The organism is Ferrimonas gelatinilytica, assembly GCF_039544205.1.
Classification (GTDB): Bacteria; Pseudomonadota; Gammaproteobacteria; order Enterobacterales; family Shewanellaceae; genus Ferrimonas; species Ferrimonas gelatinilytica.
Window position 1 is genome coordinate 549,102 of sequence record NZ_BAABLF010000005.1, and the last position, 15,856, is coordinate 564,957.

The 15,856-nt window shown below is 61.5% G+C and carries 13 protein-coding genes; 9 read left to right on the forward strand and 4 right to left on the reverse strand.

The features are described from left to right. Positions 1-45 precede the first annotated feature (45 nt). Positions 46-273: a hypothetical protein gene (locus tag ABD997_RS04910; RefSeq protein WP_345315888.1), complete on the forward strand. Its 228-nt coding sequence runs from the start codon at positions 46-48 to the stop codon at positions 271-273. Between the two features lie 58 nt (positions 274-331). Here the strand turns inward: ABD997_RS04910 and ABD997_RS04915 are convergent, their stop codons facing one another. The 3 genes from ABD997_RS04915 to ABD997_RS04925 form a co-directional block, all read right to left on the reverse strand. After that, a complete protein-coding gene (locus tag ABD997_RS04915) occupies positions 332-2,089 on the reverse strand; it encodes a sodium:solute symporter family protein (RefSeq protein WP_345315889.1) in 1,758 nt (585 codons plus the stop codon). Between the two features lie 4 nt (positions 2,090-2,093). Next, positions 2,094-2,360: a DUF4212 domain-containing protein gene (locus tag ABD997_RS04920; protein ID WP_345315890.1), complete on the reverse strand. Its 267-nt coding sequence runs from the start codon at positions 2,358-2,360 to the stop codon at positions 2,094-2,096. Positions 2,361-2,808: 448 nt separating this feature from the next. After that, complete coding sequence (locus ABD997_RS04925; RefSeq protein WP_345315891.1) at positions 2,809-3,522, reverse strand: cupin domain-containing protein; 714 nt, start codon at positions 3,520-3,522, stop codon at positions 2,809-2,811. 240 nt (positions 3,523-3,762) lie between these two features. Between ABD997_RS04925 and ABD997_RS04930 the strand changes: the two genes are divergently transcribed. Both ABD997_RS04930 and asnB read left to right on the forward strand, forming a co-directional pair. After that, complete coding sequence (locus tag ABD997_RS04930) at positions 3,763-5,373, forward strand: M28 family metallopeptidase (protein ID WP_345315892.1); 1,611 nt, start codon at positions 3,763-3,765, stop codon at positions 5,371-5,373. Positions 5,374-5,692: 319 nt separating this feature from the next. Further along, positions 5,693-7,357 (forward strand): asparagine synthase B, encoded by a 1,665-nt coding sequence (gene asnB / locus ABD997_RS04935; protein ID WP_345315893.1) that lies wholly within the window; start codon positions 5,693-5,695, stop codon positions 7,355-7,357. Positions 7,358-7,404: 47 nt separating this feature from the next. Here the strand turns inward: asnB and ABD997_RS04940 are convergent, their stop codons facing one another. After that, the gene (locus ABD997_RS04940) at positions 7,405-8,856 is read right to left on the reverse strand and encodes a RimK family protein (protein ID WP_345315894.1); all 1,452 of its coding nucleotides are present in this window, start codon (positions 8,854-8,856) and stop codon (positions 7,405-7,407) included. Between the two features lie 70 nt (positions 8,857-8,926). Here ABD997_RS04940 and ABD997_RS04945 point away from each other — a divergent pair, with 70 nt between their 5' ends. The 6 genes from ABD997_RS04945 (at position 8,927) to ABD997_RS04970 (ending at position 15,348) form a co-directional block, all read left to right on the forward strand. Continuing rightward, a complete protein-coding gene (locus ABD997_RS04945; RefSeq protein WP_345315911.1) occupies positions 8,927-10,027 on the forward strand; it encodes a GNAT family N-acetyltransferase/peptidase C39 family protein in 1,101 nt (366 codons plus the stop codon). A gap of 68 nt (positions 10,028-10,095) precedes the next feature. Then, positions 10,096-10,854: an outer membrane lipoprotein-sorting protein gene (locus tag ABD997_RS04950; protein WP_345315895.1), complete on the forward strand. Its 759-nt coding sequence runs from the start codon at positions 10,096-10,098 to the stop codon at positions 10,852-10,854. 85 nt (positions 10,855-10,939) lie between these two features. Further along, entirely contained in the window at positions 10,940-12,166 is a 1,227-nt protein-coding gene (locus ABD997_RS04955; protein ID WP_345315896.1) for an ABC transporter permease, read from the forward strand. After that, a complete protein-coding gene (locus tag ABD997_RS04960; RefSeq protein ID WP_345315897.1) occupies positions 12,156-13,403 on the forward strand; it encodes an ABC transporter permease in 1,248 nt (415 codons plus the stop codon). The genes ABD997_RS04955 and ABD997_RS04960 overlap by 11 nt, the downstream gene beginning before the upstream one ends. An 11-nt stretch (positions 13,404-13,414) precedes the next feature. Next, the gene (locus ABD997_RS04965) at positions 13,415-14,116 is read left to right on the forward strand and encodes an ABC transporter ATP-binding protein (protein WP_345315898.1); all 702 of its coding nucleotides are present in this window, start codon (positions 13,415-13,417) and stop codon (positions 14,114-14,116) included. After that, the gene (locus ABD997_RS04970; RefSeq protein WP_345315899.1) at positions 14,113-15,348 is read left to right on the forward strand and encodes a hypothetical protein; all 1,236 of its coding nucleotides are present in this window, start codon (positions 14,113-14,115) and stop codon (positions 15,346-15,348) included. The genes ABD997_RS04965 and ABD997_RS04970 overlap by 4 nt, the downstream gene beginning before the upstream one ends. The last annotated feature ends 508 nt before the right edge of the window (positions 15,349-15,856 follow it).

The following is a 15,856-nucleotide window of genomic DNA, read 5'->3' on the forward strand; positions in this document are numbered from 1 at the left end:
GGATCCCTGTTAGAGTGGGTGAAAAATCAACGACAAGGAGACGTCATGCTGAATATTTTGCAAACCGGTACCCTGCTTTGCGGTGCCCTGCTGGTGCTACTGGCCATCATCACCTACCTGCGCCGAACCCACCAGTGGCAAGCCCTCTGGCAGGTCTGGGTGGGCCAGTTAAAAGACCTCAACCTGACGGAGTTCCGACTCTACCGCAGCGGCATCCTGTTGCTGTTTGCCGGTGTCCTGCTGCGCATCATCAACCTGACCCTGAACGGGTAACCGGCACAAAAAGGGCAACCCAACGGGTTGCCCTTTTGCCACTTTAAACCCCTGCCCCCTAGTGGTGCGTCGCGGCACCGGACCCTTTCGGGAAACGGATGCTCTCGACCATGTCCTGCACTTCGGTCGGCGCCTCGGCGGTTACCCGACTCACGGTAAAGGCCACAATGAAGTTCAGCAACATGCCCAGCGTCCCGATCCCCTCAGGGGAGATCCCGAACAGCCAGTTCTCCGGCGTATTGGCAATCAGCGGCTCGAAGAACACCCCTTTGTACGCCAGGATGTAACCCGCGGTGAAGGTAATGCCCACCACCATACCGGCAATGGCGCCCTCCTTGTTCATCCGCTTGGAGAAGATCCCCATGATGATGGCCGGGAAGAAGGAGGAGGCTGCAAGGCCGAAGGCGAAGGCGACCACCTGCGCCACGAAGCCCGGAGGGTTGATCCCAAGGTAACCGGCAATACAGATCGCCACCGCTGCGGCAATTCGGGCGTAGGTCAGCTCCTGCCGGTCGGTGATGTTCGGCATCAGGTTCCGCTTGAGCAAGTCATGGGAGATGGAGGTGGAGATCACCAGCAACAAGCCTGCCGAGGTGGAGAGCGCCGCCGCGATCCCCCCTGCCGCCACCAGCGCAATTACCCAGTTGGGCAGGCCGGCAATCTCGGGGTTGGCCAGCACCATGATGTCCCGGTCGATCTTCATGTTGTTGCGCTCGTCGTTGGAGTAGAACATCACCCCATCCTGCGCCAACTGTTCACCGGCAGGTCCCTTGGCGCTGACCGCCTCATCGGCAGCGGAGAAGCCAATCAAACCGGTCTTCTCCCAGTTACGGATCCACTGGGGACGCTCGGCGTAGGCGGTCCCCTGACCCGCAGGCCCGTTGATGGTATCGATCATGTTCAGGCGGGCGAAGGAGGCCACGGCCGGTGCGGTGGTGTAGAGCAAGGCAATGAACACCAGAGCCCAGCCCGCGGAGATCCGCGCATCGGACACCTTAGGTACGGTGAAGAAGCGCACGATAACGTGGGGCAGGCCCGCGGTACCCACCATCAGGGCGGCGGTGATGAAGAACACGTCCACGGTGGACTTGGAGCCGTCGGTGTATTCATTGAAGCCCAACTCCGTCACCAGGCCATCCAGCTTGGCCAGCACCGAGGTCCCCGGCTCCGCCAGGAGATCTGAGCCGAAGCCCAGCTGCGGCAGCACGTTGCCGGTGAGCATGATGGAGATGAAGACCGCCGGCACCAGGTAAGCGGTGATCAGCACCACGTACTGAGCCACCTGGGTGTAGGTGATCCCCTTCATACCACCGAGTACGGCGTAGAAGAACACCACCACCATCCCGATGATCACACCCATGGTCACATCCACTTCCAGGAAGCGGGAGAACACCACGCCCACACCACGCATCTGGCCTGCCACGTAGGTGAAGCAGACGAAGATGGCGCAAATCACCGCCACGGTACGGGCGGTTTGGGAGTAGTAACGGTCCCCGATGAAATCCGGCACGGTAAACTTGCCGAACTTACGTAGGTAGGGGGCCAGGCAGAGTGCCAGCAGCACATAGCCGCCGGTCCAGCCCATCAGGTAAACCGCGCCGTCGTACCCCATGAAGGCGATGAGGCCCGCCATGGAGAGGAAGGAGGCCGCCGACATCCAGTCCGCCGCCGTCGCCATGCCGTTGGCGACCGGGTGAACCCCGCCGCCGGCAACGTAAAACTCGTTGGTGGAACCGGCCTTGGCCCAGATGGCGATGCCGATATAGAGGGCAAAGGTGGCACCCACCACGATGTAAGTCAGTGTTTGCAGATCCATCGCATCAGTCCTCGTGTACGTTGTACTTCTTGTCCAGCGCATTCATCTTGGCCACGTAGACAAAGATGAGGGCCACAAAGACGTAGATGGCGCCCTGTTGGGCAAACCAGAATCCAAGCTTGAAGCCACCCAGATTCACCGTGTTGAGTACATCGACCAGCAAGATCCCGCAGCCATAGGAGACCACGAACCATACCGCCAGAAGACTCAGCATCAGGCGGAGGTTTTCCGACCAGTACGCTTTCGCTTTCTCGGTACTTTCAAAAGCCATAACCGCTCCCCGTTTCCGTCAAATGGAATAGTCACGGCTTAACCTAGCAAGGCCCCCCTTCCGGGAATGCTCGACCTTAGTCAAACAGCATCCGCCAGCGAATCCAGCAAGAATCATCGTAATACACTGAATTAATTATGATTTAATCCATTTCTGGCGATTATCTGGCCGACGGGCGCCGGTTAGACTTTGGTCGAAACTGGGGTCTGACGGGGAACTTTTGTGGGATTTGAGTCCAAATCAGCGTGGAGAAGCCGCCTTTTCGCGTCCGGCCTTGCCGTCGCGTATCACCCGCCTCTCTTTAGCGGATCTCCTGAGTGGGTCCCTTGAGTTGCTGTCCTGCCCGACGCCGCTTGTACCCACTTTTGGGACAGGCGGTTTTTCGACAGGCCATTAACGAACGCCCCAGCCGGGCCACTCAGGTCGGCCGGGACAACCCACTGCCCCGTTATCCGCGGCAGAGGTAGAGCACACAACCGGAGGCGGAGGAGAAGTCATGCCGATAACCGGCGGGCAGCCGCCACCAGGTCTCAGGACCGTAGGTCTTGAGGCGCTCACTGCCCGAGCGGGTCGACTCTTCTTCAAGGTTCGCCTGACCATCGCCATGCCTTAGCACCCCCTCCTGAACCTCTCCCTCCAGCAGAAAAATCTCCGCCCCGTTCGGGTGGTGCCAATCCGTCAGCTGGGTACCGGGACGCAGTTGCAGCAGCTCTATCCGTTGTGAGAAGCCCGGTTGGTGATAGAGGGGTTTTCGCAACAGGCCAGGGGTAGCGGTGCTCTCCCAGGGGAGCTCGCCACTGTCCACACACTGCTGCCGACGGCCCTGGCCGTCATACTGGCGCAGCTTCACCAGCAGCAGGCAGCCGCTGTCGGAATAGGGAGCATGGGAGGAGCCGTCCGGGTTGAGCAGATGGGTCCCGGCGGGATAATGGCCGTGCTCATCACTGAACACCCCGTCGAGAACCAGGATCTCTTCCCCCTGGGGGTGGGCGTGGGAGGCAAAGCGGCTGCCCGGCTGGTAACGGACCAGTGAGGTGACGATCCCGGACTCTGCTGCCCCCACATGCCACAACCGCTTTCGGGTCACCCCCATCATGGGGCTCTCCACCCAGGGGAGCTTGGCGCCTTCAACGCACTGCCGCTGTCCATAACCCGCTGTCATGCATGCTCCTTTGATGCTCTGTTGCTCTTTGATCGGCCTGAGTCCGCCGCTGCTGACGGCGACGCCCCTTAAGTGTGCCCTGACGGCGATGAAGTTACACCCCTGCCGGGCACCGTTAACGTTTTCTTGCAACTTTGTTACCGCGCGTTCTGCCACCTGCGGGTCAAAATCGGGCATCCTTGCACAACAACAGTGTCACGGCGCACTCAACCAAGATTCAACTCAACCCCGGATACCACAATGAAACGGACTTTATGGATATTGCTGCCGCTGCTGTCGGCGTGCAGCCAACTGACGACCCCCTCCCAACCCGAGCCCGATGGCCACACCCTCAACGAGACGCAACTGCACGCCGATATCCGCGAGCTGGCGTCGGATCGCTACCAGGGTCGCCTGCCCACCACCGAGGGGGAGACCCTCACCCTGGCTTATCTTCAATCACGATTCGAGCAGATGGGGCTCAAGCCCGGCAATGGCGACAGCTACCTGCAGCCGGTGCCGATGCGCCGCCTGAAAACCACCGGTGCCAAGCTGACCATCGACGGTCAGCCCCAGCGCTACCTGTTCGATATGGTGCTCAACAGTTTCAGCGATGCCCCTACGGTCAACCTGAGCGCCTCGGAGCTGGTGTTCGTCGGCTACGGCATCAATGCGCCGGAGTACCAGTGGAACGACTACGCCGGACTGGATGTGAAGGGCAAGACCGTGGTGATGCTGGTCAATGATCCCGGCTTTGCCAGCGAGGATCCTGCCCTTTTCCGCGGCACCACCATGACCTACTACGGCCGCTGGGACTACAAATTCGCCGAGGCTGGCCGCCAGGGAGCCGCCGCAGCACTGATCATCCACGACACCCGCCCCGCCTCCTACCCCTGGATGGTGGTTCAAAATAGCTGGACCGGCCCGCAACTGGATCTCGCCAACAGCCAGGATCCCCATCCGATGCTGGAGGGCTGGTTAACCAAGGACGCCGCCCGTGCCGTTTTGGCCCGCGCCGGTGAGGACCTCGACACCCTCACCGCCCAAGCCACCGAGCAACCGATGCACCGCAGGCTTGGGCTCACCGTCGATGCCGCCCTAAACCAGACCATCGATTTCGCCACCAGCCACAACGTTGTGGCCCTGCTGCCGGGCATCGAGGCTGCCGAGGAGGAAGTGATCTACACCGCCCACTGGGACCACATCGGCGCCCAGGGCGAGGAGATCTACAACGGCGCCATGGACAACGCCACCGGCATCGCCGCCCTGCTGGCCCTGGCCGACGCCTTCAGCCAGGGCCCGCAGCCCCGCCGAAGCGTGCGCTTCCTGGCCGTCACCGGCGAGGAGCAGGGGCTGCTGGGCAGCCGTTACTACGCCGCCAACCCCATCACACCGCTGGGCCAGGTGGCCGGAGTGTTCAACGTCGACAGCACCAACATCTATGGCCGTACCCGGGACTACACCCTGGTGGGTCAGGGCCAGTCTGAGCTGGAACAGCTGTTGATCGACGCCACCACCGAGCAGGGCCGCCATATCAGCCCGGAAGCCCGTCCCGGTGCCGGCAGCTACTACCGTTCCGATCATTTCAGCTTCGTGCGCCAAGGGGTCCCCTCCGTCTATGCCCGCGGTGGCCAAATCCCCTGGGACGACGCCACGGCCCAGTATAAAAGTGCCATGCAGGCACGGGTAAAAGGCTGCTACCACGGGCCCTGCGATACCTACCACCCCGACTGGGATCTCTCCGGCACCCTGCAGGATATCTCCGTCTACCTTGAAGCTGGCCGCGCCCTGGCCGAGGGGGAGAGCTGGCCCGGTTTCCTGCCCGGCAGTGAGTTTTTCCCGCTGCGCCCGGCCGGTGACGCCGCACCCTAACTCAACGGCCCGGTTAGGGCTTTGCTGCCAAAGTGCCCAGGCGCGGTAACCACGGGGCTTTGGACGTTGAGCGCGCCTTGGAGCCGAAACTCGCCCCGGGTTTCTGGCTCCGGGCTCCCAACGAGCCGACGACCTCTTCGCAGCACGGCAGCCCCTAAAAAGCGGTGCTTACACAGGCACTTTCAACGCCAGCGCATAAGCAGTTCACACCACCTCATAAGCAAACCCCGATAGCGGCCGCCAGCAGGCTTGGTTTTGCCCCCGGTGCCGTGGCAGTCTGATTTTCCGGAACAATGAAACGGTCAAAAGGAGCTGCCCCATGTGCGGGATCTTCGCCATCCTGGAGCTGAAATCGGATCCGGCCCAGTTGCGCCAATCCGCCTTGCAACTCGCCAAGACGCTGCGCCACCGCGGTCCCGACTGGTCCGGGATCTACGCCGACGACTCGGCGATCCTGGCCCACGAACGCCTGGCCATCGTGGATATCGACAACGGTGCCCAGCCCCTCTATAGCCCGGACGGCAACCTGGTGCTGGCGGTCAATGGTGAGATCTACAACCATCGGGCGTTGCGTGAAGAGCTGGCCGTGGGTTACCAGTTCCAGACCGGCTCCGACTGCGAGGTGATCCTGGCGCTCTACAACAAGTACGGCGTCGACTTCCTGGATAAGCTCAACGGGATCTTCGCCTTCGTGCTCTGGGACAGGGTGAATCAGCGCTACCTGGTGGGACGGGACCATCTCGGCATCGTGCCGCTCTACCAGGGTTTCGACGAGCACGGCAACCGCTACTTTGCCTCGGAGATGAAGGCGCTGGTGCCGGTTTGCACCCAGATCAGCGAGTTTCCCCCGGGCCACTACCTGGACTCGAAGAAGGGCAGCCCGATCCAGTACTACGTCCGTGACTGGGCCCATTACGGGGAGATACAAAACAACGACGCCGACCCCGAAACCCTGCGCACCGCGCTGGAAGCGGCGGTGAAACGCCAGCTGATGTGCGACGTGCCCTACGGCGTGCTGCTCTCCGGTGGCCTCGACTCCTCCATCACCTCCGCCCTGGCCAAGAAGTTTTCCGCCCGCCGCATCGAGGAGGATGAAAACGCTCCCGCTTGGTGGCCGCAACTGCACAGCTTCGCCATCGGCCTTGAGGGGGCGCCGGATCTGGCCGCCGCCGCCGAGGTGGCTAACCACCTGGGCACGGTACACCACGAACTGCACTTCACCGTCCAGGAGGGACTGGATGCGATCCGTGACGTCATCTACCACATCGAAACCTACGACGTGACCACCATCCGTGCCTCCACGCCGATGTACCTGATGGCGAGAATGATCAAGGCGATGGGGATCAAGATGGTGCTCTCCGGCGAGGGTGCCGACGAGATTTTCGGCGGCTACCTCTACTTCCACAAGGCCCCCAGTGCCGAGGCCTTTCACGAAGAGACGGTGCGCAAGCTGGGCAAACTGCATCAGTTCGACTGCCTGCGGGCCAACAAGTCGATGGCGGCCTTCGGGGTCGAGAGCCGGGTCCCCTTCCTGGACAAGGAGTTTGTCGATGTGGCGATGCGCATCAACCCGGAGGCGAAGCGGATCATCGACGGTCGAATCGAGAAGCAGATCCTGCGGGAAGCCTTTGCCCGGGATCTGCCGGAGGCGGTCGCCTGGCGCCAGAAGGAGCAGTTCAGCGACGGCGTCGGCTACGGCTGGATCGATGCCCTCAAGGCCCACGCCGAGTCCCAGGTGAGCGATAAGGAGCTTGAAAATGCCCACTTCAAGTTCCCGCACAACACCCCGGACACCAAGGAGGCCTACTGGTATCGCCGCCTGTTTGCCGAGCAGTTCCCCCAGTCCAGCTGCGCCGAGTGCGTCCCCGGGGGCAAGTCCGTGGCCTGCTCTACCCCGGAGGCCCTGGCCTGGGACGAGAGTCTTTCCGCCATCACGGACCCTTCAGGCCGCGCCGTCCAATCGGTGCACCAGGACAGCTACTGAGATCGCACAGACCCGCCAACCGGCGGGTCTTTATTGAGTTTCCCCGATTAAAACCCGCGCATCTGGATGCGTCTCAGGAACTCGGTCATGATGCGGTCGTAGAGGAGATCCCCGAGTACAGCGTCTTCAACGTGGTGGTCGATGCTGGGGTTATCGTTGACCTCGATCACGTAAACCTGGTCGCCGATCGCCTTGAGATCGACACCATAGAGTCCGCTTCCTATCAGGTTCGCGGCTTTGAGCGCCGTATCCAGCACGTTCTTGGGAACCTGCTTGAGATCCAGGGTTTCAAAGCCCCCGGAGGAGACCCGACCGCTGCTGAAATGCTGGTAGATCTGCCAGTGGCCGCGGCTCATCATGTATTTGCAGGCGAAGATCGGCTGACGGTTCATGATGCCGATCCGCCAGTCAAACTCCGTCGGCATGAAGGCCTGCGCCAGGATCAGGACGCTTTTCTCAAACAGCAGCTGCGCCTCTCTCTCCAGTTCGGCTTCACTCCCCACCTTGACCACGCCCCGGGAGAACGCCCCATCGGGGATCTTCAGCACCAGGGGAAACGCCATCTCCGCCATCAGCTCCCGTTTCCAGTCCGGATTGAAGCTCTGGATAATGATGCTTTTGGGCGTTTGTACCTTGTTGCGCTGCAAAAGCTCGGTCAGGAACACCTTGTTGGTGCATTTCATGATGGACTCGGGGTCATCCATCACCACCAGCCCCAGCTTCTCGGCGCTCTTTGCGAACCGATAGGTGAAGTCACTGATGTTGGTGGTCGCACGAATAAAAAGCCCATCGAACTCACCCAGTCTGGACTGATCATCGGGGCCGATGGTTTCCAGACTCATCCCCAGGCGACTGGCGGCGCGGGTAAAGCGGCGCAATGCCGCCGCGTCCGAGGGGGGCATCTTCTCGTTTTCATCCACCAGCATGGCCAGATCGTAACGGGACTTTTTCGATTGCCGGGGCGTGCGCCAGATCTTGTTGGAGAACTGCGCCAGGGATTCGATAAAAAAGTCCTGCTCGGAGTCTTCCAGGTCCTGGAATGGGAAGGGAGCGATACCCTGGATCTGCCACTGTCCATTGTGGCGAATCAGTTCCAGCTCGATCACCGGCACCATGAACAGCTCAAACAGGTGACGGGCCAGTTTTTCCAGCGACTTTTGCGGCGTCCTGCCAAAGTAGATCTTGCACCTTAAGGGGCTGTCGAACGCCTCCAACCGGGCCAGTTTCATCAGGGATGAGGAGACCAAAAAAGGTTGGCTGATATCGTTGATCGCCATCACCCTGGGGATCACCCGATGGCCCCGGGCCTCGGCCATCAATGAACAGTAATACCCCGAACTCATGTAATCGTAGTTTCGGCACAGGTTCACAACCTGCACATTACGCAGCTTCTGCGGCCAGGAGTTTTTCAGGTACTGGTCAACACTAACGACCTGTTCGGAGGGAAAATATTGGTGCCAATCACTGGGCTGATCGGTCACGATTACCAAGTTTGCCATAACGCTTTATCTTTCCGTTCATCTAGCATTACGATGGATGCGCAATCGTGCCACCCGTGAAGGTAATCGTATGAACTTCCGTCATGCGACACTCGCTGATCTCAGTGCTCTTAATGCGTTAGAACAGCAGCTTTTCGACGGCGACCGGATCTCCCCGCGCCAGATGAAGCGTTTTTTGCAATCGCCGCAAGCCCAAATTTTCCTCGCCCACAGCGGGACAGAACTGGCCGGATATGCACTGCTCTTATTCCATCAAGGAACACAGCTATCACGGCTGTATTCAATTGCAGTTAAACCCGATTTCAGAGGTCGGAGGATTGCCCAGACACTGGTCGAGCAATGCGAGCGTACGGCTCTTGATCAAGGTTTCAACACATTACGTTTGGAGGTGCGGGAAGACAATATTGCGGCGATAAAATTGTACGAAAAGATGGGTTACCGGGTGCTGCGCCTGCTTATCCACTATTACGACGATCTCTGCGACGGGGTAAGGATGCAGAAGCGATTGACCCCGCTGGAGCAGCGAGTCTCACTGTCGATACCGCTCTATGTGCAGACCACCCCCTTCACCTGCGGCGCCGCCTGCCTGCTGATGGCCTTTTCCAGCCTGTCCGGTGAGGCGATGAACCGAACCCTGGAGCTGCAGCTCTGGCGGGAGTCCACCACCATCTTCATGGCCGGTGGCCACGGCGGCTGCAGCGGTCAGGGGCTGGCCCTGGCGGCGGCAAGACGGGGCTACGGCGTCGAGCTTTGGACCCAGTCCCAATCAACCCCCTTCATCGACAGCGTCCGGGATCCGGACAAAAAAACGGTGATTGAACTGGTCCATCAGGACTTCTGCGCACAATTGGCGACGCGCCGGGTTCACGTCATCGACGCCCCACCGGGACAGGCACAGCTGGAGCAGTGGATTAATGAGGGACGCTGCGTACTGCTGCTGATCAGCACCTACCGGTTTAACGGCTGCAAGGAACCGCACTGGATCCTGCTCAGCGGCATGAGTGACCAGTTCTTTTTTATCCATGATCCCCACTCCGAGAGCCTGAACGACGTCTCGGCATCGGCGTATATCCCGGTCAGCAAGCGGGCCCTGTCGCAGATCCTAAGCTTCGGGAAACAGAAGCAGACCGCCTGTGTGGTGATCTCGGCAGCCACATCCCAAGTGGCGTAACCACTTGATGGCGTTGTACTGTTAAAACACGGCCACCGCGCCGCGCCGAATCTCAGCCAGGAGGTATCATGACGCCCCGGTTACGCTTCGCCCTGCTCGCCCTCCTGGCGCCCCTGGCGCCCCTGGCGCTGGCCGCACCGGATCCCACCGAGATTGTCCGACAGTCCGATCAGCAGATGCGCGGCGACGCCAGCTACAGTGAACTCACCATGAACATCATCCGGCCCGAATGGACCCGCTCCATGAGCATGAAAAGCTGGACCAAGGGGCAGGACCTCTCCCTGGTGCTGGTCACCGCGCCGGCTCGTGACCGGGGCAGCGCGTCGCTTCGGCGGGACCGGGAGATGTGGAACTGGCTGCCCGACATTGAGCGGGTGATCAAGATCGCCCCCTCCATGCTGGGTCAATCCTGGATGGGGTCCGATTTCACCAACGACGACCTGATCAACCAGTCCTCCATCGTGGTGGACTACACCCACCACCTGGTGGCGCAGGAGCCCTACGACGGGGAGATGAGCTACGTCATCGATGCGGTGGCCAAGCCCGAGGCCCCGGTGGTTTGGAGCAAGGTCCGGCTCTGGATCTCCCAGCAAACGCACCTGCAGCGCAAGATCGAGTTCTATGATGAGTTCGATGAGCTGGTCAATACCCTCAACACCTTCGACGTGCAGACGATGGGGGACCGTGCGCTGGCCACCCGGATGGAGATGGTCCCCGCGGACAAGCCGGGCCAAAAAACCGAGATCCTGACCCACGCGGCGCAGTTCAACTTTGCCATCAGCGAGGCGTTTTTCTCCCTGGACCAGATGAAACGCCTGAGGGACTAGCGCCACGATAAATCCCTGGGGGGGCGTCAGGGCTAGGAACTGGGATCTCCCACTGGCCACTCGAGACAATGGAGAGCGACTGAGGATGCTGATGAAACTGGCGTGGCGAAACCTGTGGCGGCAAAAGCGGCGCACCCTGTTGACCGCCGCCGCCCTGGCATTGGCCCTCGCACTGTCGCTGTTCATGCGCAGCATCCAGGAGGGCAGCTACGCCAACAACATCGACAACGCCGCCCGTTTCGCCACCGGGCTGGTGCAGATCCAGCATCCGGGTTTCCAGCAGAGTCAGAGCATCGACGACCTGGTCCCCATGGCCGACGCCTTTATCGCACCGGTCCAGACACTGCCCGAGGTGAGCCACCTGCTGCCGCGCCTGGAGTCCTTTGCCCTCGCCGCCGGCGATCAACGCTCCAAGGGGGCACTGGTGATGGCGGGGATACCCTCACTGGAGAACGGCTACGCCAAGCTCGAGGAGAGGTTGGTGGCCGGCGACTTTCTCGATGATGACGACGCCCAGGTCCTGCTCGGGGAGGGACTGGCCCAGTTTCTGGAGCTCAACGTCGGTGATGAGGTGGTGCTCTACGGCCAGGGGTATCGCGGCCAGACCGCCGCCGGACTCTATCGCATTAAGGGGCTGTTGCGCTTCCCGGTTCCACAGTTGGACAGCCAGCTGGTCTACCTGCCCCTACCCCTGGCCCAGGGGCTATTCAGTACCGGAGATCAGATCAGCGCCTGGGTAATGCATACCCACCAGCTTTCCCAGCTGCCCGCGTTGGAGTCGAAGTTACACGCCCTCTACCCTGACCACGCGGTTCTCGACTGGCAGGCGCTGGCGCCGGAGATGGCGCAGCAGATCCTGATGGACAGGGCCGGTGGGCTGTTCATGATGTACCTGCTTTACGGCGTGGTGGGCTTCGGCCTGTTCGCCACCTTGCTGATGATGACCCTGGAGCGCCAACGGGAGTTTGCCGTCATGCTAGCCACCGGCCTGCTCCGTGGCCGATTACTGCTGCTGGTGATGATCGAGTCCCTCTTTATCGCCGCCCTCGGCCTGATGATGGGCCTGGCCATCGCCGTGCCGGTGCTGCTCTACCTCGCCGCGCACCCGATCCAGCTCACGGGACAAACCGCCCATATGATGCAGGAGCTGGGCTGGGACCCCATCCTGCCAGCGCTGGTGGCTCCCTGGCTGTTCATCAACCAGATCGGCATCGTGCTGATGCTCCTACTGCTCTGCCTGCTCTACCCACTGTGGCGTATCCTCAGGCTGGAGCTGGTCAGCGCCCTTAAAGGGGGTGCCCATGGCGGCTAGCACCCAGCTTGCAACCTTGGCCTGGCGCAACCTTTGGCGCAACAAGCTGCGCACCAGCATCATGCTCGGCGCCGTGGTCTTTGGTCTGGTGGGCGTGGTGGCGATGATAGGGTTTGTCGCCGGCCTCTACAGCAACATGATCCAGAACGCCATCGCCTGGCAGACCAGCCAGCTCCAGATCCACAACCGTCACTACCTGGAGAATCCGGATATCCAGGACACCCTGTTGCAGCCCAAAGTGATCACCGATCTTCTCGCCACCCTGCCGGAGGTGGCGGCGTGGAGTGAGCGCTTTATCGCCGAGGGAATGGTCGCCTCCGCCCGTGCCAACCGGGGGATCCGGATCAATGGCGTGGTGCCCGACCAGGAGGTCCGGGTCACCCCCATTGCCGGGGCCATCGTTGAGGGAGCGTGGCTGGACGATCAGGGCCGAAACCCGGTGCTGGTATCGAAGAAGACCGCCGAACGACTCAAGCTCAGGCTGGGGTCCAAAATCGTTCTCACCTTCACCGATGCCCAGGGCGATGTGGCCGGCGCGGCGTTCCGGGTTCGGGGGATCTTCCGTACCCCATCCACCAACTTCGATGAAGGCAACCTCTTTGTCCGCCATAAGGATCTCGCCGCCCTGGCGGGCCTGAGTGGCAGCCACGAGATCGCCGTGCGCCTTCATGAAGAGGACTACCGTGCATTCGATACTGTCCTGGCGGTTAAAACGCGGTTGCAGGCGGTCAGCGATCCCGGCAACCGCATCCGGGACTGGCAGCAGATCCAGCCACTGCTCGCCTCCATCCTGGGTCAGATGGGGGTGAGCAACGCCATCATCATCGGGATCTACGTGGTCGCCATGGGCTTTGGCATCGTCAACATCATGCTGATGTCGGTGTTTGAGCGCACCCGGGAGTTCGGTGTGTTGATGGCGGTGGGGATGCAGAAGCACAGGGTATTTACCCTGATCCTGCTGGAGTCCGCCTGGCTGGGGGTCTGTGGTGGCCTGCTCGGATTGCTGGCCGGTTACGCGTTGATGCAGCTGCTGGGCTACACCGGGATCGCCCTCGGGACCATGGCGGAGGGCCTGGGCGCCTTCGGAGCCGATACCCTGTTCTACCCCAGGGTAACCGCCAGTGAGTATGCCCTCATCTTTGTTACCGTGGTGGCTGCCAGCCTGTTGGCGGCCCTCTATCCGGCCCGTCAGATCCTGCGCAAGCCCCCCGCAGAAGCGATGGCGGAAAAGCATTAAGGGACGGCGTTATGACCATACAAACCCATCAGCTCACCAAGGTATACAACGCCGACAGCGACTTCCCGGTCCAGGCGGTCAAGCCGCTGGACCTGACCATAGCGCAGGGCGAGTTCGTGGCGGTGATGGGTCCCTCCGGCTCCGGCAAGACCACCCTGCTCAATATGCTCGGTGGTATCGACCAGCCTACCGGCGGCGACGTCACCATCGATGGGCAATCCCTTGGCAAACTCTCCCAGCGCGCATTGATCGGCTTTCGCCGCGACCACATCGGCTTCATCTTCCAGGACTACAGCCTGCTGCCCGTCCTCACCGCGCTGGAAAACGTCGAGTTCGTGATGCAGCTGCAGGGCCGGCCGGAATCGGAGTGCCGGCAACGGGCGGAGCAACTGCTGACGGAGGTGGGACTCAAAGACCACCTGAACAAGGTGCCGGCCAAGCTCTCCGGTGGTCAGCAGCAGCGGGTCGCCGTGGCACGCGCCCTCGCCCCCCGTCCCCGTTTCGTGATGGCGGATGAGCCCACCGCCAATCTGGACGCCCAAAGTACGGCGGAGCTGCTGGATATCATGCAGCAGCTCAATGAAACCGAGGGCACCACCTTCATCTTCTCCACCCACGACCCCCGGGTGATCAAACGGGCCCGGCGGGTGATCGTGTTTGAGGATGGTCGACTGACGGAGGATCGTCAGCAGGAACCGGAGCGGGCAGCGTGAGCCCTCCCAGGACAAAGTTTCCCATACTCTATCGGCTTACCACCGCCCTGCTCGTCGGCGTGTTGGGGCTTGTGCCCGGGTACGCCCAGCCCCAAGCCGAGGTGCCCGCTCTGGGGGGGATCCCCGGACTGACCCCACAAAACGCCTGGGATCTCACCGGCTACGTGAAGTACATGGCGACCCTGGCCATCCCGGACAGTGGTGACAACGTTCTGGACCACCTGGTGCATCAGCGCTTCAACTTCGAGTACCGGTTCAGCGGCAACCTGCGCATCAATGCGGGGATGCGTAACCGCCTGCTATTCGGGGACAGCGCCGAGCTGCCCGGCTTCGGTGACCGGGTCGGCGCCGATCCCGGTTACTGGGATCTCACCACCAACTGGCTCGACAAGCGCGGCGCATTAGGCACCACCAGCTTCGACCGGCTCTACCTGAACTGGCATAACGACCACTGGCAGCTGCGCGGCGGCCGCTTTCGCATCAACTGGGGCATGACAACGCTCTTCAACCCCAACGACCTCTTCAACAGCTATTCCATCTACGACTTCGACTACGAGGAGCGTCCCGGCAGCGACGCCCTGATGGTCACCCGCAAACTGGGCTTCGCCTCCCAGTTGGATCTGGTCTACAACCCGGACAGCGACTCAACGCTCTCCAGTTATGCCGGACGCTACCGCTTCAACCACCGGGGCTGGGATGGGCAGCTGCTGCTGGGCCGGGCCGGGCTGGATAACGTGCTAGGCATTGGTTTCGCCGGGGAAGTCGGCGGGGCAGGTCTGCGCGGCGAGATCACCCGTTTTCACACCACGGAATCCCAGTGGGCCGGCCAACCGCGGGCGGACGCCACCGTCGCCAGCATCGAGAGCGACTACAGCTTCGGCGGACGACGCAACTGGCTCGGCCGTGCGGCCCTGCTTTACCTCTCCCATCCGCAGGATCCGGACAGCGCCCTGGCCTTTCTCGGCCTGCCGCTGACCGCCCGAACCCTGAGCTTTACCCGCTGGAGCGGCTACGCCGAACTGGGCTTTGATCCCAGCGCCCTGAGCCGCCTGACCCTGAGCACCACCGGCTACGATGACGGCTCCCTCTTTATCGGCCTCAGCGCCAGCTACTCCCTGGCCACCGACTGGCAACTGCTCGGCGTTCTGCAGCGCTTCGACGGGCGTGGCGACAGCCTGTTTGGCCAGACCCCCTCCACCCTGCTTTACGGCCAGGTAAGGTGGAGTTTTTAAGTGAAGCGTCGTAGCGAATCGCAGATGAGCCCCTGCGGGGACAAGAGGGATATGCTCGGGAAGGCGGGTAGTTGCTTGGGGGGGTTAGAGAGAGCGAAATCGGGCCGACGCCAGCGGCCGCAACCTGAGCCACTGCCGCAACGAAAACCCGTTCAGGAACCAGGGCGTAACCCATGAGCTGCAACGCTCAATGGCGCGGCCCATCCCCTCACCTGCCGACAGCGTTTCAAGCCCAGGCACCGTTTCGCGCGAAAAAGGGGGTCCCTTGCCCACAACGAAACGGCGCCTCAAATACAGTGCTAACTCACTGTTCCAAAACGTGCTTCATCCGACCTTTCTCGAAAGCAACCTGGTGCAGTCAAGCGCCAAGCGCTTAGGAACCAGGAACCAGGAACCAGGAACCAGGAACTAGGTGTAATCTTTCAGGAGGTTGTTCACTCCCGTGCGAGTCGGAATACTGTTGGTCGACCAAAACTAACAGCCGACCCACAAAGGAGTGAACATGGCG

Bases quoted from the DNA above. Each gene is read 5' to 3' on its own strand.
- ABD997_RS04910 (WP_345315888.1), top strand. From the start codon at position 46: ATGCTGAATATTTTGCAAACCGGTACCCTGCTTTGCGGTGCCCTGCTG.
- ABD997_RS04915 (WP_345315889.1), bottom strand. From the start codon at position 2,089: ATGGATCTGCAAACACTGACTTACATCGTGGTGGGTGCCACCTTTGCC.
- ABD997_RS04920 (WP_345315890.1), bottom strand. From the start codon at position 2,360: ATGGCTTTTGAAAGTACCGAGAAAGCGAAAGCGTACTGGTCGGAAAAC.
- ABD997_RS04925 (WP_345315891.1), bottom strand. From the start codon at position 3,522: ATGACAGCGGGTTATGGACAGCGGCAGTGCGTTGAAGGCGCCAAGCTC.
- ABD997_RS04930 (WP_345315892.1), top strand. From the start codon at position 3,763: ATGAAACGGACTTTATGGATATTGCTGCCGCTGCTGTCGGCGTGCAGC.
- asnB (WP_345315893.1), top strand. From the start codon at position 5,693: ATGTGCGGGATCTTCGCCATCCTGGAGCTGAAATCGGATCCGGCCCAG.
- ABD997_RS04940 (WP_345315894.1), bottom strand. From the start codon at position 8,856: ATGGCAAACTTGGTAATCGTGACCGATCAGCCCAGTGATTGGCACCAA.
- ABD997_RS04945 (WP_345315911.1), top strand. From the start codon at position 8,927: ATGAACTTCCGTCATGCGACACTCGCTGATCTCAGTGCTCTTAATGCG.
- ABD997_RS04950 (WP_345315895.1), top strand. From the start codon at position 10,096: ATGACGCCCCGGTTACGCTTCGCCCTGCTCGCCCTCCTGGCGCCCCTG.
- ABD997_RS04955 (WP_345315896.1), top strand. From the start codon at position 10,940: ATGCTGATGAAACTGGCGTGGCGAAACCTGTGGCGGCAAAAGCGGCGC.
- ABD997_RS04960 (WP_345315897.1), top strand. From the start codon at position 12,156: ATGGCGGCTAGCACCCAGCTTGCAACCTTGGCCTGGCGCAACCTTTGG.
- ABD997_RS04965 (WP_345315898.1), top strand. From the start codon at position 13,415: ATGACCATACAAACCCATCAGCTCACCAAGGTATACAACGCCGACAGC.